The organism is Arthrobacter yangruifuii, assembly GCF_009192775.1.
Taxonomy (GTDB): domain Bacteria; phylum Actinomycetota; class Actinomycetes; order Actinomycetales; family Micrococcaceae; genus Arthrobacter_B; species Arthrobacter_B yangruifuii.
Genome location: NZ_VTFX01000005.1, coordinates 51,213 through 68,690, shown reverse-complemented (window position 1 = coordinate 68,690; position 17,478 = coordinate 51,213). Strand labels below are relative to the sequence as shown.

Sequence of the window (17,478 nt, the reverse complement as noted above, 5' to 3'; positions counted from 1 at the left end):
CCCCGGCCGCGGACGGCTGGGGTTATCCACCTCTCCCTGGCTCTCCCCCGGGCGGGACGCGCGGCGGCCCTAGGCTTCCCGGTACCGGAACCAACCGCTACCAGGAGGACAACATGCCTTTATTCGCCGTGGACAGTGAAGCGCTGGCCGCCAAGAGTGCCGAAGTGCAGGGAACCATCGAGCGCCTGCGCGCAGACGTCAACGGAATGCAGGCAGGCCTGGCCTCGCTGAGTGACATCTGGCGGGGATCCGCATCAGCCAATTTCCAGAGCCTCATCGCCGATTGGCGGGCCACGCAGGCCCGGGTGGAGGAATCCCTGGACAGCATCAACCAGGCGCTGGCCTTTGCCTCTGCCCAGTACGCCGAAACGGAGGCGGCGAATACCTCGCTCTTTATGCATTAATCCGCCGGGCAGGGAGTTCCAGAGTCCGCCCCGTCGCCGGAGGTTAAACAAAAGCAGACGCGGCACCCGAAAGTGGAGTGCCGCGTCTGCTTACGCGTTAAGCAGGAGCTGCTGAGGGCTTAGAAGCCGCCCATGCCGCCCATGCCGCCCATCTCGTCAGCGCCGCCCATGGCGGGAGCTGACTTTTCCGGCTTGTCGGCAACCACGGCTTCGGTGGTCAGGAACAGGCCGGCTATGGATGCTGCGTTCTGCAGGGCAGAGCGCGTGACCTTTACCGGGTCGTTGATGCCGGCAGCCAGCAGGTCTTCGTACTCACCGGTGGCTGCGTTCAGGCCGAAGCCTTCGGGCAGGCCGCGGACCTTGTCTACGACAACGCCCGGCTCCATGCCTGCGTTGAAGGCAATCTGCTTCAGCGGAGCATCGATGGCAACGCGGACGATGTTCGCACCCGTTGCTTCGTCGCCCTCGAGGGACAGGTTGGCGAAGGCCTTGAGGCCCGCCTGGATGAGGGCAACGCCGCCACCGGCGACGATGCCTTCTTCAACGGCAGCCTTGGCGTTGCGGACGGCGTCCTCAATGCGGTGCTTGCGTTCCTTCAGTTCAACCTCGGTTGCGGCACCGGCCTTGATGACTGCAACGCCGCCGGCCAGCTTGGCCAGGCGTTCCTGCAGCTTCTCACGGTCGTAGTCGGAATCGGAGTTTTCGATTTCGGCGCGGATCTGGTTGACGCGGCCGGCGATTTCTTCAGCGTCGCCTGCGCCTTCCACGATCGTGGTTTCGTCCTTGGTGACAACAACCTTGCGTGCCTTGCCCAGCAGGTCCAGCGTGGCGTTTTCCAGCTTCAGGCCAACTTCTTCAGCGATGACCTGGCCGCCGGTGAGGATGGCGATGTCGGCCAGCTGGGCCTTGCGGCGGTCGCCGAAGCCCGGGGCCTTGACGGCGACGGACTTGAACGTGCCGCGGATCTTGTTGACCACCAGGGTCGCCAGGGCTTCACCCTCGACGTCTTCGGCGATGATCAGCAGCGGCTTACCGGACTGCATGACCTTTTCGAGGACGGCAACGAGGTCCTTGACGTTGGAGATCTTCGAGTTGACGATCAGGATGTACGGATCCTCGAGGACCGTTTCCTGGCGCTCGGCGTCGGTGACGAAGTAGCCGGAAATGTAACCCTTGTCGAAGCGCATGCCTTCGGTGAGTTCCAGTTCCAGGCCGAAGGTGTTGGACTCCTCGACCGTGATGACGCCTTCCTTGCCCACCTTGTCCAGTGCTTCGGCGATCAGGTCGCCGATCTGCTGGTCACCGGCGGAGATGGAAGCCGTAGCGGCAATCTGCTCCTTGGTTTCAATTTCCTTGGCGGAAGCAATCAGTTCGGCGGTTACCGCAGCAACAGCCTTCTCGATGCCGCGCTTCAGGCTCAGCGGATCGGCGCCGGCAGCAACGTTGCGCAGGCCTTCCCGCACCAGTGCCTGGGCCAGAACGGTTGCCGTGGTGGTTCCGTCGCCGGCGACGTCGTCAGTCTTCTTGGCAACTTCCTTGACCAGCTCTGCGCCGATCTTCTCGTAGGGATCGTCCAGCTCGATCTCCTTGGCGATGGAAACGCCGTCATTGGTGATCGTGGGGGCACCCCACTTCTTTTCCAGAACCACGTTGCGGCCACGCGGGCCGAGGGTCACCTTGACGGCGTCGGCGAGGATGTTCAGTCCGCGCTCGAGGCCGCGGCGTGCCTCTTCTTCAAATGCAATGATCTTGGCCATAACGGCTATCGTCCTTCCGGAACAGTCATGCTTGGAGCAAAATGTTGCATTCCCGGCTGGGGTGCCCGCGACGGACGGCCCGGCCCGCGCGATCTCTTTTACGCGCGCCCCGTGCCTCACCCCAGTGGGTTGCTTGTTCACTCAACACCGTCGGACATTTAGCAGTCATCCGGCAAGAGTGCTAACTCAATAATTAGCACTCCCACACACTGAGTGCAAGCGATCACGCTGACATGCCGCCCGGTTCACAGGCTGCCGGCGGATGACCGCCCCGGGAGACAAAAGCAGCGGCGGAGCCGAGGCTCCGCCGCTGCCGATTCCGCCCCCGGCCGCGGGTCGCTGTATCTGCCGGTGAACTGATGTGTTTGCCGGTGATTTACAGTGCCCGGACTTCCTCGGCCTGCGGACCCTTCTGGCCCTGGCCGATTTCGAACTCGACCCGCTGGCCTTCTTCCAGAGTCCGGTAGCCCGATGCCTGGATAGCGGACCAGTGGACAAATACGTCCGTCGCCGCCTCGTCGAGGGTAATGAAGCCGTACCCTTTTTCACCGTTAAACCATTTGACGATCCCCTGCGCCATGATGTGTCTCCAACCTAGATTCCGATGCCGCCCTCCGGCGGCATCGGAAAGACGCCGGAGGCGCCGGATCCGGCGCCTCTATCGGTTCCCGCGGGAGGCCGAGATCAGCGGCGCAAACCGGCTGGCCCCACTCTAGCCACGGTGGTCCGGATCACCTATGCACAGGGTGTTAACGTTATGGTCTTTTTACCCGGCGGTCCGGATTACCGGTATTCGGGTCCCAGGACCACGGTGACGCCGGCGAAACCGGGCGATTCCATCGCCGGGATTCCCAGCTGGACGCCGATTTCCTGCGCATTTGCTGCCAGCTCCGGTGAGCTGTAGTAAACGCCCGATCCCTGCTGGGGGGCGCCCGTCCAGGTGGCCACCGGCCCCACGGCCCATCCCGCAGCAGCTATCCGGCCCGAGACTCCGGCACCAAGCCCGGTGATGCCGCTGGCATTAAAGACCGTCACCGGCTGCGTGGGGTCGACCGCAGGCTCCGTCGGCGTGGGTGTCGGAGTGGGTGTGGGTGTGGGTGTCTGCGTCGGGCTCGGCGACGCTGCTGCCTTATCCCCGTCCGGAGTCGGCGTCGCGGTGGCGGACGCCGTCGCACCGGCCTGTGCCGCAGGGGACGGATCATCCGAGCCGGCACCGATACCCAGCCGCGGCAGGACAAAATAGGCTGCCAGACCAATCAGCAGCGCGAGAACACCCACGGTGATCAGCAGCCCCAGCCCGTTCGACCGCCCAGGGATAAGGCGCTCACGGTGCACGCCCTGCCGCGCTGAAGATTCGGGGACCTTGTCGAACTCGTCACGGGGGTACTGGCTCATAGTGGGCTTCAATCCTTGTTCTGTCGGCACCGCATCCCGGGCTGCCGACGGTGGTGGGAACGGGCGCTAGATACCGGTGCCCGCGCGGCGGGCGGTACGGGCACGCTGGCGGGTGGTACGTAGTCTACGCAGCCGCTTGACCAGCATCGGATCGTGGGCGAGGGCTTCCTCGGTATCGATCAGGGCGTTCAGGACCTGGTAGTACCTCGTGGCCGACATCCCGAACAGGTCCTTGATGGCTTGTTCCTTGGCCCCCGCGTATTTCCACCACGCCCGCTCCAACGCCAGCATCTGCTGTTCCTGGACGCCCAGCGGGCTTTTCGGATCCACTGCATCCTCGAGGGAGAACCGCTCGGTTTCGGTCGATTCCGCCACATTCACTCCCAAAAGATTTCCGTCTATCCGTACCGCCCCATGCTAATTGGGAATAACAGCCTTGTCATTTGGGCGGAGGACCGGCGGAAGGCACTGCCGGTGCCGGCGGTGACAAAATGGTTCCGTGACCACTGACGAACCCCAGCTCTTTTCCTACACCGGCCAGCCCGCTCCCCAAACTCCCTTCCCTTTCGCCTCCCCCGTGCGGCTCGGGGACGTCATGGCTCCCGACTGGGCCGAGGTGCTGGCGCCGGCCAGGACACGCCTGGAGGAAATCGCCGCCGACCTTGAGGCGGAGCGCCGCGCCGGGCAGCACATCCTGCCGGCCCCCGGCGACATCCTGCGCGCCTTCCAGCGTCCGCTGGCCAGCGCCCGGGTGCTGATTGTCGGCCAGGATCCCTATCCCACCCCGGGCCATGCCGTGGGTCTGTCCTTTTCCGTGGCGAAGGGCGTCCGTCCGCTTCCCCGCAGCCTGAACAACATCTTTGCCGAACTGCAGGCGGATCTGGGGATCGTCCCCTCCCCTTCCGGAGACCTCAGTGCCTGGGCGGACCAGGGCGTGGTCCTGCTGAACCGGGTGCTGACGGTGCGTGCCGGTGAGGCCGGCTCGCACCGGAAGCGGGGGTGGGAGGAAGTGACCGAGCTGGCCGTCCGCGCGCTGGCCTCCCGCCGTCGTCCTGACGGCACGCGCGTTCCCCTGGTGGCAGTCCTGTGGGGCCGCGATGCCCAGGGCATTGTTCCGTTTCTGGGCGGTGCGCCCACCGTCGAATCCGCGCATCCCAGCCCCCTCTCTGCCTCACGCGGGTTTTTCGGGTCCCGGCCGTTCAGCCGCGTCAACGAGCTGCTGGTCCAGCAGGGTGCGGAGCCGGTGGACTGGCGTCCGGGCGCTGTACGGTAATAGGCAGGTCCTTCCCAAGGAGACACATTCATGCCCGAATCCGTAACTCCCCCGCGCCCGCCGGAGCCCGCCGCTCCTGCCCCGCGGCGGCAGCGCCCGCTGCTGACCCTCCAGGTACTCCGCCGCGAGCAGATCAGTGAGCACATGGTCCGCGTGGTGGCCGGCGGCCCCGGCTTTGACCGGTTCCAGCCCAACAGCTGCGCCGACGCCTACTGCAAAATCTGGTTCGGCCCGGACGGACGCCCCCTCGACGGCTCGGAAGACCTGGAGGCCATCCGGTCCCGCAGCGAACGCGAGCACTGGCCGGTGTCCCGCACCTACACCATCCGCGACGTGGATCAGCAGGCACGGGAAATCAGCATTGACTTCGTGGTGCACGGCGACGAAGGACTGGCCGGACCATGGGCCGCCGCCGCGCAGCCGGGCGAGCCGTTGACCTTCTCCGGTCCCGGCGGAGCCTTCAACCCCGACCCCGACGCCGACTGGTACCTGCTGGCTGCCGATGAGTCCGCCCTGCCCGCAGCGGCCACCGTGCTCCGCGCCCTGCCGCAGGACGCCGTCGGGCAGGCGTTTGTCGAGGTGGGCGGTCCCGGGGACCGCCAGCAGGTGTCCAAACCCGACGGAGTGGAGCTCATTTGGCTGTACCGCGGCGACACCCCGGCCGGCAGGAGCCGGATGCTGGCCGATGCGGTGGCCTCGGCGGACTGGCGGGACGGGGCAGTGCAGGTCTTTGCGCACGGTGAGCGGGAGGTCATGAAATCCCTGCGGGACGTCCTGTTCAGCCACCGCGGCCTGGACCGCCGTCAGGTGTCCCTCTCCGGCTACTGGGCTGCCGGACGCACGGAAGAAGTCTTCCAGGCCGAGAAGCGCACCCCCGTCGGAAAGATCCTGTAAGCCGAGCGGCCCCTGCCCTGACAATGACAAAGCCCGGACCGCTGCTGCGGTCCGGGCTTTTCCGTCCCCGGCTAGCGCCGGCGGTTGCGGCGGTCGTTGCCGTTGAGGTTGCCGGTAAACGGCCGGCCCAGGTTGTCACCCAGGACCACTCCGCCGGAGATCGCCAGGATGACGGTCAAGGCGTCGAACAGGCCCACCGCACCCTGGTACATCTCGTCGGTGCCGATGCTCAGGCCGTACATGGACCGGAAGATTGCCAGCCCCGGGAACAGGAACAGAATGGCGGGCACAGCCACGATCAGCTGCGGTGCCCCCATCCGCAGCGCCACGATGCGGGCCACCATGCCGATGAAGACGGCGGCAACCGCCGGAGTCAGCCGCGGGCCCATGCCGCCTGCTTCCGCCGCCTGGTAGACCAGGAAGCCCGCCACGCCGATCAGGACCGTGGGCAGCACCAGCCGCCGCGGCGACTGCTCGACAATACAGATGGTGCCCAGCGCGATGGCCAGCAGCAGCAGGGTCACCGCGAAGGGGTACTGGGACGCGACCACGTCCGTGACGTTGAGCCGGCCCATGCCCGTCAGGGCGCCCAGCACGAGCGCGACGGCGATGCCTGCCACCAGCGCGCCAAAGGTCAGGAACGCTGAGAGGAACCGGCCGGACGCCGTGACCGGGAACCCGTTGATCGCATCCTGCACCGCCGAAACCAGGCGGCCGGTGGGCAGCATCAGCAGAATCCCGCCGGCCACCACGATGCCCGGGGAGATCGGCACTTCCATGGACCAGAAGACCATCGCCATGGCCGTGACCACAAAACCGCTGGCCGCCGTCGTGAAGAAGTCCGGAACCCGCCATCGGCCCAGCACACGCTGGAGGAGGCTGACCATGACCGTGCCGGCAAAACCCACCAGCGAGGCCAGCGGGCCCCCGCCGATGAACCCGACGATGGCCGCCGAGAAAACGCCGGCGGACGCGGTGACTGCCCAGCGGGGAAACGGTTTGGGCTGCTGGGTGATTTCGTTAAGCCGGTTGGCCGCCTCGGCACGGGAGAGCCCGCCGTCGATGATGTCCGTGACCAGCTGGTGGACCAGGCCGAGCCCGGCGTAGTTGTTCGTCCAGGACCGCACCACGCGCATCACGGTGATGGGGGTTTGGTCCTTCGGGGAATAGTTCAGCAGGACGGACTGGTTCGTAATGTCCACTTCGATGCTTTCCAGCCCGAAAGCCGCGGTCACCGCGATGATGGCGGTTTCCACTTCCAGGGCACCGGCGCCGTACCGGAACATCGTCTCGGCCATGCCGAGGGCGAGGTCGAGGGTTTTCCGGGCGTTCGCATCCGGCCCGCCGCTGCGCACCAGCGGGTTGGCATAGGGGCTGCCTGCCAGCCGCTCCACAATGGACATGGCCTGGGTTGGTGGCTCCTCGCCCTGGACCAGCCTGCGCAGCATCCGCCGCGCTGCCGCGGATGAGCGGTCCGGGCGGACGGCCGCCGAGGACTCCAGCGGCGCGGTTCCCGGCGGCACGCTCTTGCGCGTGCGGGCCGGGCGCTTTTCCCGCGGGTCGGCCGTGGTGCGCAGGCGCCCGGTCTGGGGCCGCAGCGGCTTCGACCCCGTGGGGCGGACCACCGAGGTGGTGGGGGGCGGAGGTTTGGGGCGGGTGCTGCGAAGCGCCGCGGTGGGCATGTCGGTGCCCGCAGGCGGCTGTACCGGTGACTTGGACGCTTGTCCCGGCGCCCTTGACGGCTTGCCCGGTGCCTTCACGGCAGGCCGCAGGGAACGCTCGGCGGCGCCATGCGCCTTACCCGGCTGCGCCTTGCCTGCCTGGGTTTTCCCGGTCTGGGTTTTCCCTGCCTGGGTTTTCCCTGCCTGGGTTTTCCCGGTCTGGGCCCGCCGGGCGCCTGCCGGCAGGCTGATCACCGGAATGAGTCCCGCTTCCGGGGCCGGATTCGGTGCCGGATCCGGCTTCGATCCGGGCTTGCGCCCACCCGGATCGGATGTGTTCTCCAAGAACTCGCCTTTCGCCTGTTCCGGGCACTGCCCGGGTTGCTGCCTGGTAATACTGCTGCTTAGTAGAACGGCTGCTGGTGGCGGCGCCAGTAAATCTGCCGTGCCACGCGTTCGCCTATGCTGTTCCAGATCCGGTAGCGGACCGGATCCACGATGAAGTCATAGCAGCCCACGAAATCGGTGACTGTCTTGGAAAAACTGGTCTTGAACAGGCCCAGTCCGTGGTGGGGGTGGCTCTTGTCCTTGAGCTGGCTGCTCGGCGGTGTGCCGCAGAAGTCGTACTGAACAATGCCGCACTCCTTCTTGAGTTCCGTAATGGCGGTCCACTGGACCAGGTGGGAATCTCCGTACTGGGAGCGCTTCGGCTTGGACCCGCCGTCCTTGTAGGTGCCCTTGCTGCCGTAGGCAATGACGAACGCGCCCACCGTGGGTTCGCCGTCCTCGAACGCGAAGTAGAAGCGCCCCTGGCCGGCCGCCACGAAGTTGGACCAGAACCGGTGGTAGTACTCGTAGGACCGCAGCCGTGCGGCGGAACGGTCCTCGATGTAGGCCATCAGCCGGTACATGGTCCGCATGTTTTCCTCGGTCGGCTCGACCCGGCGGACGTCGGCGCCCTCCCGGATGGCCCGGCGGACCGCATTGCGGCCGCGGGAGGAGAGGTTCTTGAGCAGCTGCTCCTCGTCCGGCGTGGTGTCCAGCAGGGCCGTCGAGTCATTGGGCTGCAGGTTGAACGTCTTGATAAATCCGGCACCCGTGAACAGGGCCTGGACCTCTTCGCTGTCCACGATGTCCGGCTCAACCTTGATGGCGAAGACCTTGCGGCGGGTCTCTTTGATGAACCGGGCCAGCGCATTAACCACCAGCGGCACGTCTTCGGGTGCGGCGACGTCGGGACCCTTGATGAGGTACCAGAGGCTGCCGAGTGCCGGAACCTTCTTTTCGATCGCCAGCGTGTAGGTCACGTAATCGGGTCCGGTGAAGGCCAGATACACGGGGTTCCAGCCGTGGTGGGACTTCACTTCCGCGAAGGATGCAGACTGGAGGACGTTACCGCCGCCGGGGTTGGCCAGCACGTGCTTGTCCCAGTTGGCGATCTCCTCGGCAGTGGCCAGGCGTGCACTAAAATCTCGCAAAATACCTCAACTAATGGTTTGTTCACTGCATCGTTCTCAGCGCATCGCTACCAATACGCCGGCCCGCCGTGGAAACGGCCTTCGAACCGGGTCCCAGTCTATCCGTTGCACCCCGGCGGGACCGAACCCTCAGGCGGAGGCAGGAAGGAACCAGCGCACCTGCGGTTCCGCCTCAGCCAGGTCCCAGGCGCGCTGGATGATCCGGCGGTCCTCCCCCGTGGTCCGGGTCTGTTCCTGCCGCAGGTACTCGCGCCAGGTCGGCACGTCATAAATCTCCCTGAACTGGTCCCGGTCCGTCACGGAATGCACCAGTTCCCAGTCGGTGGCTCCGGTGCGCATGCGGGTCAACCGGACCCGGTGCATGGCGTTCACAAACTCGTCGACGAGCTCCGGAGAGACCTCATAGGCAACGAGGACCGTCACCGGGCCGGCATCGGGACGGGGTTGCTCGCCGGCCGGAAGATCCAGTTCCGTGCCTGCCACACTCCGGTCCAGGCGCCCGGTGCCGGGCAGCAGCGGAAGCACCAGGACGCTGGCACCCGCAAGCACCAGGACGACGGCGGCAAAGGCCAGCGTGGGAGCGTACCCGGCACCGGTGGCACCGGATCCCCAGAAGACGGCACCCACGGCCTGTGACCCGGAGGCGACCATGAGGTAGACCGACAGTCCCCGGGCACGCACCCATTCCGGCAACGTCAGCTGCATCGCGGCGTTCAGGGTGGAGAAGGTGCAGATCCAGGCGAATCCGGCGGGCACCAGCAGGGCGGCAACCGCAGCGGCGGGCAGGTAGCCGCAGGCGAAGGCCCCGGCCGCGAAAACTATGGCACTGCCGCCCAGCAGGGCGTTGTCCGGCAGGACGGTCCTCAGCCGCGGCAGGAGGACGACTCCCAGTACCGCACCGGCACCCAGGGCACCCAGCAGCAGCCCGTAGCCTGCCGATCCGAGGCCCAGATGCCCGTTGACGGCGACGGGCAGCAGGGCATAGACGGCGCTGGCCGGGAAGATGAACAGTCCGGACCGCAGCAGGATACGCCGGACACGCGGCGCCGCCCGGATGTAGCGGATGCCTGCGGCGAGCGCTTCGCCCATATGTTCCCGGTCCGCCGGATTCTGCTTTGGTGCCCGCCAGCTGTAAATGGCGACGGCGGTACCCATGAAGGACAACGCGTTGAGGCCGAAGACAAAGGCGGGACCGGCCAGGGCCACCAGCACTCCCGCCACGGCCGGGCCCACGGCACGGGCCGAATTCACCGCCACGCTTCCAAGCGCAGAGGCCGCCCGGATTTCGCTGCTCGGAACCAACTCGGGAATGATCGCTTGCCAGGCCGGCGAGCTCAGGGCCACGCCGCAGCCGATGAGGAACGTGTACAGCAGCAGCGAATCGGGGTTCAGCAGGCCCAGAGTGGCCACGACCGTCAGGGTGGTGGCCGCCCCGGCGGCGAAGATATTGGCGCCGAGAATCAGCCGGCGGCGGTTGAACGCGTCCGCCAGCACTCCGGCGATCAGGCCGAGCAGGAGCGACGGCGCGAGATTCGCCGTTTGAACGAGCGAGACCAGCGCAGCATTCCTGCTCGTCTCCACGAGGAACCACTGGGCTCCCACGGTCTGCATCCAGGTCCCGATGTTGGAGCCCAGCTGGGCAAGCCACAAAATCAGGAACATCCGCCGGCGCAGCGGCGCCCAGGGTGATTCCATCTGAATCCCTCCGTCAGGGGCTGGCCGGGAAGCCTTTCCAGGCGCCGGCGAAACGCTCCCGCGCCGACTGCGCGTGTGCCTGTTCCAGCGCGTGCAGCCGCCCGTAGGTGAACCCGTTCTCACCGGCCGCGGGCGCAGTTGCCCCCATCCGGCGCAGATATGCCTGCGTCACCACGCTGTCCTGATGCTCGCCGAGGATTTTCTGCACGTGCTCCGCTGCGTCCACCATGTGCTTCGCTTCCTTGGCCTGCACGGGCGCCCAGACTTCGGCCGCGTAGCGCAGCTGCTTCGCATCCTTGCGGGCATCATGCAGCGCTTCCGTCTGGTCCCCGCCCGTGAGTTTCCGTGCGGCCCGGACCCGGCGGCGCAGCCGTTTCCGGTCCCGGCGGATCATTCGGGCGGCAGCAGGACCTGCCGGTTCCTTGGCGGTTTCCGTCCAGGCCGGGCTATCCAGCAACGCCTCGAGTCCATCCAGCGCCCGGAAGTACCGCTGGGACGACAGTGCTTCCCGGATGCGCCCGTACGCCTGCCGGTAGTCGTGGAGCAGCTCCTCGTCCACCCGCGCAGCCACCGGCCCCATCACCAGATCAACGGGTTCGGCGGCAATCAGCTCCTGGAGACGGTGCCGCATCACCTGCGCATCGCGGGCCTCCCCCAGCACCCGGGCAAGCCAGCGCAGCTCGGCCCGCAGGGAGCGCCCCGGCTCGGGGTCCATGGTGCCGCGGTAGCTGGCCAGGGCTGAGCGCAGCCGCCGGGTGGCCACCCGCATCTTGTGGATACCGTCAGCATCTCCCCGGCGCACCCGCGGATCATGATGCAGCAGTTCCTCGAACTGTCCCCGCAGGTAATGCAGCAGCAACAGCGCCAGCGGGCTTCCCCGGTCCAGGGACTCCGCCCCCGATGCATCCGGCACGCCGGCGCCAACGCCCTGGTTGTCCGGGTCCGGTCCCGCCGGCACGGCACCGGCCGCACGGAACATCTCCGCGGCCTCCCGGGCCAGGCCCGCATCCGCCGCCTCGATGAGCCAGGTCCGCCAGCCGGTGCCGGAACCGTCCGTCCCCGAGTCCTTGGTCTGTGTGCTTTCATCCCATACGCGGGCGAGGACCGTGGCTGCCGTGTCCTGCAGTTCGTACTCCAGATAGCGGGTGGTGAGGGTCCGCACCGGCACCAGTTCACGGTCCCGGACCACGGCCCGGATGTCGTCCAGCAGTTCGGGAGGCATGCCGGCCGCGTGTTCCATGCCGACGGCTGTCCCCGGTTCCGAGCCCGGCGCGCTCCGCTCCCAGCGGATCCCGCCGTCGTCGTCCGTGATTCGGGTGAGGCGGAACCCCCGCCGGCGCAGAGACCGGTCCGGGGTGTCATACCGAACCTCGGTGCGGCGGCCTTCCCGGGGCTGCACCACCCGCTCAATTCCGGCCAGCTCGTGGAGCGGCGGCAGCACCTGTGCTTCGTCAACGGAGAAACGGCTTGCGGTACCTGTTCCGGCGGCCATGTGCGCCAGTATAGAACCGCAACTGCCGCTGCCGGGAGTCCCCGGGCCCCCTCCCTACCGCAGCCGGCATGCGTCCCGGTAGCATCGGCGGTACGTTAATCGGCAACTGCAGCGTCGGAGGCCAGCGGATGAACTCGATGACATACGCAAAGCTGGGCAGGTCAGGGGCGGTGGTTTCAGCCATCGGGCTGGGCTGCCTGGGGTTCGGTGACCCGGGACGCGGCACGCACAGCTGGACTCTCCGCGAGGAGGAGGCCAGTTCACTGCTGCGGCACGCCGTGGAACTGGGGATCAACTTCTTTGACACGGCCAATGTGTATTCCGCCGGCCACAGCGAGGAAATCCTGGGAGCCGCCGTCGCGCAGTACTGCCGGCGGGACGAGGTGGTGATCGCCACCAAGGTCCACGGCGAAATGGGTCCCGGCCCCAACGGTTGGGGGCTGTCCCGCAAGCACATCCTGTGGCAGGTGGAACAGAGCCTGAGGCGGCTCGGCACGGACTACATCGACCTCTACCAGGTGCACCGATGGGACGCCGTGACGCCGCTGGAAGAAACCCTGGAGACCTTGGATCTGCTGGTCCGGGACGGCAAAGTCAGGTACCTGGGTGCCTCGAGCATGCGCACATGGCAGTTCGCCAAGGCCTTGTTCCTGCAGGAACAGCACGGCTGGGCACCGTTCGTCACGATGCAGGATCACTACAACCTCCTTTACCGGGAGGAAGAACGGGAGATGTATCCGTTCTGCGCGGACCGGGGTGTTGGCGCGCTGCCCTATTCACCGCTTGCCCGCGGCCGTCTGGCCCGCCCCTGGGGAGGCAGGACGGTCCGGCAGGACCTCGATTTGCAGGGCCAGGAGCTCTACCGGGGCAACGAGGAGGTGGACCGCAGCATCACCGATGCCGTGGGAAACGTGGCAGAAGGGCTCGGTGCCACCCGCGCCCAGGTTGCCCTCGCCTGGGTACTGGCCAATCCGGTGGTCACCGCCCCGGTGGTCGGCGCCACGGACGCTTACCAGCTGGATGACACCCTCAAGGCCCTGGACATCCAGCTCACCGAGGAGGAGTTCGGTAAGCTCGAAGAGTTCTACCGTCCCCGGCCCGTAGCGGGGTTCTGACCTGCGGGCACGGCGCCACGCCCGCTCTGGCCCAGATCCCGGACGGCGGCCCGCCTTTGGGTTGTGATGGTCCCACAGCGGTTCCGTACGCTGGCTCCTGCCCGTCCACAGAAAGTCGCTGAGATACCCATGCTGTCCTTGGTCTTGTGGCTGCTTCAACTAGTACTGGCGCTGCTTTTCGCCGGAGTCGGTTTTATAAAGATCACCCAAAGCCAGACGCGTCTGCAGCAGACTCTGCGCTGGCCCGAGGACTATTCGGCGGGCACCGTGAAGCTGATCGGCGTCCTCGAGGTTCTGGGCGCCGTGGGGCTTGTTGTGCCGCAGGCGACGGGGTTGCTGCCCGTCCTGACACCGGTGGCGGCGACTGCGCTGGCCGTGTTGATGGCCTTGGCAGTCCTCGTCCACGTGCGGCGGGGTGAACGCAGCCGGATTCCCCTGGGCGTGATCCTGCTGGTGCTCTCCCTGGTGGTGGCGCTGGGACGGTTCGGCGTCTTCGGGTGAGCCCGGCGCCCACACCAACCCCGGGCCCGCCGTCGCTCGCTGCCGCCGTCGCCGCGCTCTATCCGCTGCTGCCTTCGGAGTTCACTGCTGCCCGCAACACCCTGGCCGCCGAGGCGGGGAAGGCCGGGGATAAGGAACTCGCGGGGCGGATCAAGGCACTTCCTAAGCCTTCGACGGCTGCCTGGCTGGTCAATCTGCTGGCGGACCGGCGGCGCGAAGACCTGGACCAGGTGCTCCAGCTCGGAGCGGCGCTGCGCGAGGCCCAGGCCGATCTGGACCGGAAACAGCTGCGCCGGCTGAGCACCGAACGCCAACGGCTGCTGCGCGCGATTGTCCGCCAGGCACGGGATCTGGCCGCCGGGCTGGACCACCCGGTGAGCGAATCGCTGGCGGCCGAGGCGGAACAGACCCTCTGGGCCGCCATGACCGACCCCGCGGCGGCGGATGCCGTGGCCAGCGGCCAGCTGATCCGCGCCCTCACGGCCAGCGGCTGGGACGAGGTGGACCTGGACGGCGCGGTGGCGGACCCGGACTCGGTGCCGCACGGGAGCGGGGCCGGTTCCCGGCCCGCAGGCCGCGCCAGCGGCAAGGGCAGCGGCAGCGGCAAGGGCGGGAGTGTGGACGCTGCGGAGGCACGCCGCCGGCAGGCCGCGGCCCGGCGGGCCGTGCGGACGGCGCAGGCAGAGCTGGCAGACGCGGAGGCCGCTGAGCAGCGGGCACAGGAAGCGCTCGACGCCGCCCAGCGGGACGTGGATGAATCCGCGGGCCACCGTGATGAGCTCACGGATGAAATCGATGAACTGCGGGAACGGATCCGGCAGCTGGAGCGGGAAGTGGCTGCCGTGGACCGGCGCTCCGGAAAACTGGAACGCGAGCGGGACAACGCCCGGCGCGCCGCCCGTTCCGCCCGCCGGACGGCGGAGAAGGCCCGGGAGAAGCTTGCGAACGCCCGGGACGCGTCCGGCGGCGCGGACTAGGGCCGTGCGGACCATGGCCGTGCGGCCGCTCGCAGCGCCTGCGGCGGATGAGGGCTGTGCGGACTACGGCTGTCCGGCGGCCGCCGGCAGCTGCTGGAGCATTCCGAACCGGCTGCACAGCCGCGCCAGATCCGTAGGATGCGCGGTCCCCGGGAACACGCCCGCATAATCGGCCAGTCCGATAACGTCCAGCCGGCACCCGGCGTCGTACAGCACGTCCACAACGTTGCCGAAGCGCTGCCAGCCGTAGGCAGTGGCTCCGTCCACGTCCGGCACCCCGCTGATCACCCAGTGCCGGTGGTCCTGCACCAGTGCGAGGTAATCGGAGGTGGCCGATTGTGCATGGCACAGATCCTCGAAGTCGAACCACAGCTGCCCGCCGCCGGCCCGCAGCGCCCGCAGCGTCCGGGTGCCCGGTGCCAAGCGGACCGTTTCCTGCGGGCGGGGCGGGACCAGTCCGGCCTCGGCCAGCAGGTGGGCATGGCCGCTGCGCACGTGGTGCCCGGCGGCGAAACCGGAGCCGTGCCGCAGCCCGGGAACGGTGCGGTAATCCACCTCCCCGTTCAGCTCCCGTACCTGCAGATGCCCGGTGATCAGGGCAATCCCGGGCTCGAACAGGTGGTGGAACATCTCATCCGGAAGCAGCTCCTGCGGCGCGTAGTTGGAGGTGGCCACCAGGACAATCCCGCGGTCCAGCACGGTGCGGAGCAGCCGGGTGATGAAGGCGGCATCGGCCGGATCAGTGACATGGAATTCGTCAAAGCACAGCAGCCGGACGGTGCCCAGCATCCGGTCCAGGGCTGCGGTGAAGGCGGACTCCTGCCGGTAGCCCGGGGTTCCGTAGCCGGCGAAGACCAGCGCGTGCAGTTCCCGGAAAAAGTCATGGAAATGAAGCCGGCGCTTGTCCGGGATGTCCACGGAATCAAACAGGGTGTCCAGCAGCCAGGTTTTGCCCCGCCCGGGCGGCCCCCACAGGTAGACGGAGGTGTTCTGCGGTGCCGGTTCCGGTGAGCGGGCCGCTTCGGCCGCCCGGGCCAGTGCGGGGAGGACGGATAGTTGGGCAGCATCCAGGTCCATGCCCTGTCCATCAGCTGCGAGGTGGAAGGAGTCGGCGGCGGCCTGGAGCGCATTCATCCTTCCGTTGTATCGAACCGGCCGTTTCACGCCAAACCGGTGCAAATAGCGCAAGGAAATTCGCGCTAATTATTCCGGTGCGGCGGTGGTACGTTCGAAGCCAGGCACGGAACGTATGACCACCTTGTGGAGGAACCATGACCGATCATGTTGCCCAGGTGCAGGATTGCACCGTGACCAGCTGCGACTTCAACCATGAAGGCTGCACCGCCTATGCCATCACGGTTGGCGGTACGCCGGACCACGCCAGCTGCTCCACCTTCATTGACACCTCCGCCACCGGCGGCCTGCCGAAGGTCCTCGCCCAGGTGGGGGCCTGCCAGCGCAACGAGTGCCGGTTCAACAGCCACCTCATGTGCGACGCCCACGATGTGCGGGTGGGACCGGGCGCGGAACTGGCTGACTGCCTCACCTATCAGCCGCGCTGACCGGTGCCCTCCGTCCTGCTGACCTGGGCTGCGGACCGGGAGTCCTGGCCGGACGGGTACGGCCCGGCGGTCGGCGCCGTCGCCGGCGGCGGTAGCTTCCGCCGGAGCATCCCCCTGACCGGTTTCCAGCCGGCTTCCGGAACCGAGGTCTGGCTGGTGCTGGGCGGCATAAGCGGGCAGGGGCCGCGGGGACTGGCGGGACACGGCGTCGTCGCTGCTCCGTCCGGCCGTGACACGGACCCCGTCATCGTTGATTTTGATCTCCTGCTGCCCCTGGGTGAGCAGCTGCCGGAGTCCCACCTGGCGGACATCCTGCCGGCCCTCCCCCTGCCCGGGGAAGTCCTACCCATTCCGGCTGCAGCCGTTCCCGCGCTTCGGCGGCTGTGGTCCGGGTACCTTGGCGCCGGAGCAGATCCGTTGAGTCCGGTTCCGGGAACACTCGATCCCGGAGCCGTGGGCCTGCGGCCCGTTAACGACTACGAGCACGACGCCGAGGCCCGGCGCCTCTGCCTGGCTTTCTTTGGAACCGTCTGTGCGGCCTGCGGCCTGGTCCCCGCCCAGCGGTACGGGCCGGGGACCGAGGCGCTGATGCAGGTGCATCATCTGGTGCCGGGCCCGGATCCGGCCGCCGGCTACGTCCTGGATCCCGTGTCGGACCTGGTGCCGCTGTGCCCTACCTGCCATGCGGTGGCGCATACCGGGGTGCCTGTTCCGTTCACGCCCGCAGAGGTGCGCGGCATGCTCGCTTCAGCCCCGGATGCCGCCGGACGGGCAGGGCAGAGCGGGGCCGGCGTCGTCCTCGGCTCCGTGGTGACCGCGGCACAGCAGCAGGCGCTGGAGGACGCCGCCCGGCTGCGCGGACTTCGCTAGACTCGGAACTCCCATGAGCATTCCAGCGAGCACTTCCAAATCCGTCCGGGTGGACGCCTGGCTGTGGGCGGTCCGCGCCTACAAGACGCGCTCCGCCGCCACCGCCGCGTGCCGTGCCGGCCACGTCCGGTTGAACGGCAATCCGGCCAAGGCCGCACAGCCGGTGCAGCCCGGGGACACCGTCCGGATCCGGCAGCCCGGCTTCGAACGGATCCTCGAGGTACGCCAGCTGATCAATAAGCGGGTGGGTGCCGAGGCTGCCTCGCACTGCTTTATTGACTCCACTCCCGCCCGGCCCGCTGCTCCGGCACTGGGCATTCCGGTCCGGGACCGGGGAGCCGGCCGCCCCACCAAAAAGGACCGCCGCGAACTGGACCGGCTGCGCGGCAGCTAGGCGGGCGTCC

Annotated in this window: 18 protein-coding genes; 9 read left to right on the top strand and 9 right to left on the bottom strand. The window is 67.7% G+C overall.

Annotated elements, in window-relative coordinates:
• The first annotated feature begins 113 nt into the window (after positions 1 to 113).
• A complete protein-coding gene (locus GD627_RS11300; protein ID WP_146362988.1) occupies positions 114 to 404 on the top strand; it encodes a WXG100 family type VII secretion target in 291 nt (96 codons plus the stop codon).
• Positions 405 to 523: 119 nt separating this feature from the next.
• Here the strand turns inward: GD627_RS11300 and groL are convergent, their stop codons facing one another.
• The 4 genes from groL to GD627_RS11275 form a co-directional block, all read right to left on the bottom strand.
• Positions 524 to 2,161 carry a chaperonin GroEL gene (gene groL / locus GD627_RS11295; protein ID WP_152272585.1) on the bottom strand — a complete coding sequence of 546 codons (1,638 nt, stop codon included), beginning with the start codon at positions 2,159 to 2,161 and terminating at the stop codon, positions 524 to 526.
• Between the two features lie 376 nt (positions 2,162 to 2,537).
• Positions 2,538 to 2,741 carry a cold-shock protein gene (locus GD627_RS11290; RefSeq protein WP_146362992.1) on the bottom strand — a complete coding sequence of 68 codons (204 nt, stop codon included), beginning with the start codon at positions 2,739 to 2,741 and terminating at the stop codon, positions 2,538 to 2,540.
• A 203-nt stretch (positions 2,742 to 2,944) separates the two neighbouring features.
• Positions 2,945 to 3,556: a LytR C-terminal domain-containing protein gene (locus tag GD627_RS16485; RefSeq protein WP_146362994.1), complete on the bottom strand. Its 612-nt coding sequence runs from the start codon at positions 3,554 to 3,556 to the stop codon at positions 2,945 to 2,947.
• 66 nt (positions 3,557 to 3,622) lie between these two features.
• Entirely contained in the window at positions 3,623 to 3,886 is a 264-nt protein-coding gene (locus GD627_RS11275) for a DUF3263 domain-containing protein (protein ID WP_246165523.1), read from the bottom strand.
• Between the two features lie 169 nt (positions 3,887 to 4,055).
• Between GD627_RS11275 and GD627_RS11270 the strand changes: the two genes are divergently transcribed.
• Together GD627_RS11270 and GD627_RS11265 are read left to right on the top strand one after the other, a co-directional pair.
• Entirely contained in the window at positions 4,056 to 4,829 is a 774-nt protein-coding gene (locus tag GD627_RS11270; RefSeq protein WP_425481915.1) for a uracil-DNA glycosylase, read from the top strand.
• Between the two features lie 30 nt (positions 4,830 to 4,859).
• On the top strand, positions 4,860 to 5,723 hold the full coding sequence (locus GD627_RS11265; protein ID WP_152272582.1) for a siderophore-interacting protein: 864 nt from the start codon (positions 4,860 to 4,862) through the stop codon (positions 5,721 to 5,723).
• A gap of 71 nt (positions 5,724 to 5,794) precedes the next feature.
• Here GD627_RS11265 and GD627_RS11260 read toward each other — a convergent pair whose 3' ends face one another.
• The 4 genes from GD627_RS11260 to GD627_RS11245 form a co-directional block, all read right to left on the bottom strand.
• Positions 5,795 to 7,729 carry a threonine/serine exporter family protein gene (locus tag GD627_RS11260; protein WP_343032395.1) on the bottom strand — a complete coding sequence of 645 codons (1,935 nt, stop codon included), beginning with the start codon at positions 7,727 to 7,729 and terminating at the stop codon, positions 5,795 to 5,797.
• A gap of 59 nt (positions 7,730 to 7,788) precedes the next feature.
• A complete protein-coding gene (locus tag GD627_RS11255; protein ID WP_152272581.1) occupies positions 7,789 to 8,862 on the bottom strand; it encodes a lipid II:glycine glycyltransferase FemX in 1,074 nt (357 codons plus the stop codon).
• A gap of 129 nt (positions 8,863 to 8,991) precedes the next feature.
• Complete coding sequence (locus GD627_RS11250) at positions 8,992 to 10,557, bottom strand: MFS transporter (protein WP_152272580.1); 1,566 nt, start codon at positions 10,555 to 10,557, stop codon at positions 8,992 to 8,994.
• 13 nt (positions 10,558 to 10,570) lie between these two features.
• Entirely contained in the window at positions 10,571 to 12,049 is a 1,479-nt protein-coding gene (locus GD627_RS11245) for a CYTH and CHAD domain-containing protein (protein ID WP_152272579.1), read from the bottom strand.
• A gap of 137 nt (positions 12,050 to 12,186) precedes the next feature.
• On the opposite strand from GD627_RS11245, the gene GD627_RS11240 reads away from it, so the two are divergent.
• The 3 genes from GD627_RS11240 (at position 12,187) to GD627_RS11230 (ending at position 14,642) form a co-directional block, all read left to right on the top strand.
• Positions 12,187 to 13,164: an aldo/keto reductase gene (locus tag GD627_RS11240; RefSeq protein WP_152273063.1), complete on the top strand. Its 978-nt coding sequence runs from the start codon at positions 12,187 to 12,189 to the stop codon at positions 13,162 to 13,164.
• 129 nt (positions 13,165 to 13,293) lie between these two features.
• On the top strand, positions 13,294 to 13,665 hold the full coding sequence (locus tag GD627_RS11235; protein WP_246165458.1) for a DoxX family protein: 372 nt from the start codon (positions 13,294 to 13,296) through the stop codon (positions 13,663 to 13,665).
• Positions 13,662 to 14,642 carry a hypothetical protein gene (locus GD627_RS11230; RefSeq protein WP_152272578.1) on the top strand — a complete coding sequence of 327 codons (981 nt, stop codon included), beginning with the start codon at positions 13,662 to 13,664 and terminating at the stop codon, positions 14,640 to 14,642. Before GD627_RS11235 ends, GD627_RS11230 begins: the two co-directional genes overlap by 4 nt.
• 63 nt (positions 14,643 to 14,705) lie before the next feature.
• On the opposite strand, the gene zapE is transcribed toward GD627_RS11230, so the two are convergent.
• A complete protein-coding gene (zapE, locus tag GD627_RS11225; protein WP_152272577.1) occupies positions 14,706 to 15,776 on the bottom strand; it encodes a cell division protein ZapE in 1,071 nt (356 codons plus the stop codon).
• Between the two features lie 137 nt (positions 15,777 to 15,913).
• Between zapE and GD627_RS11220 the strand changes: the two genes are divergently transcribed.
• The 3 genes from GD627_RS11220 to GD627_RS11210 are packed head-to-tail and all read left to right on the top strand — an operon-like array spanning position 15,914 to position 17,468.
• Entirely contained in the window at positions 15,914 to 16,204 is a 291-nt protein-coding gene (locus tag GD627_RS11220) for a DUF1540 domain-containing protein (protein WP_146363010.1), read from the top strand.
• A gap of 3 nt (positions 16,205 to 16,207) precedes the next feature.
• Entirely contained in the window at positions 16,208 to 17,074 is an 867-nt protein-coding gene (locus GD627_RS11215; RefSeq protein ID WP_152272576.1) for an HNH endonuclease, read from the top strand.
• 13 nt (positions 17,075 to 17,087) lie between these two features.
• On the top strand, positions 17,088 to 17,468 hold the full coding sequence (locus GD627_RS11210) for an RNA-binding S4 domain-containing protein (RefSeq protein ID WP_146363014.1): 381 nt from the start codon (positions 17,088 to 17,090) through the stop codon (positions 17,466 to 17,468).
• Positions 17,469 to 17,478: the final 10 nt, after the last annotated feature.

Coding starts and splice junctions, on each gene's coding strand:
- GD627_RS11300 (WP_146362988.1), top strand. CDS start 114: ATGCCTTTATTCGCCGTGGACAGTGAAGCGCTGGCCGCCAAGAGTGCC.
- GD627_RS11250 (WP_152272580.1), bottom strand. CDS start 10,557: ATGGAATCACCCTGGGCGCCGCTGCGCCGGCGGATGTTCCTGATTTTG.
- groL (WP_152272585.1), bottom strand. CDS start 2,161: ATGGCCAAGATCATTGCATTTGAAGAAGAGGCACGCCGCGGCCTCGAG.
- GD627_RS11220 (WP_146363010.1), top strand. CDS start 15,914: ATGACCGATCATGTTGCCCAGGTGCAGGATTGCACCGTGACCAGCTGC.
- GD627_RS11290 (WP_146362992.1), bottom strand. CDS start 2,741: ATGGCGCAGGGGATCGTCAAATGGTTTAACGGTGAAAAAGGGTACGGC.
- GD627_RS11245 (WP_152272579.1), bottom strand. CDS start 12,049: ATGGCCGCCGGAACAGGTACCGCAAGCCGTTTCTCCGTTGACGAAGCA.
- GD627_RS11235 (WP_246165458.1), top strand. CDS start 13,294: ATGCTGTCCTTGGTCTTGTGGCTGCTTCAACTAGTACTGGCGCTGCTT.
- GD627_RS11265 (WP_152272582.1), top strand. CDS start 4,860: ATGCCCGAATCCGTAACTCCCCCGCGCCCGCCGGAGCCCGCCGCTCCT.
- GD627_RS16485 (WP_146362994.1), bottom strand. CDS start 3,556: ATGAGCCAGTACCCCCGTGACGAGTTCGACAAGGTCCCCGAATCTTCA.
- zapE (WP_152272577.1), bottom strand. CDS start 15,776: ATGAATGCGCTCCAGGCCGCCGCCGACTCCTTCCACCTCGCAGCTGAT.
- GD627_RS11240 (WP_152273063.1), top strand. CDS start 12,187: ATGACATACGCAAAGCTGGGCAGGTCAGGGGCGGTGGTTTCAGCCATC.
- GD627_RS11210 (WP_146363014.1), top strand. CDS start 17,088: ATGAGCATTCCAGCGAGCACTTCCAAATCCGTCCGGGTGGACGCCTGG.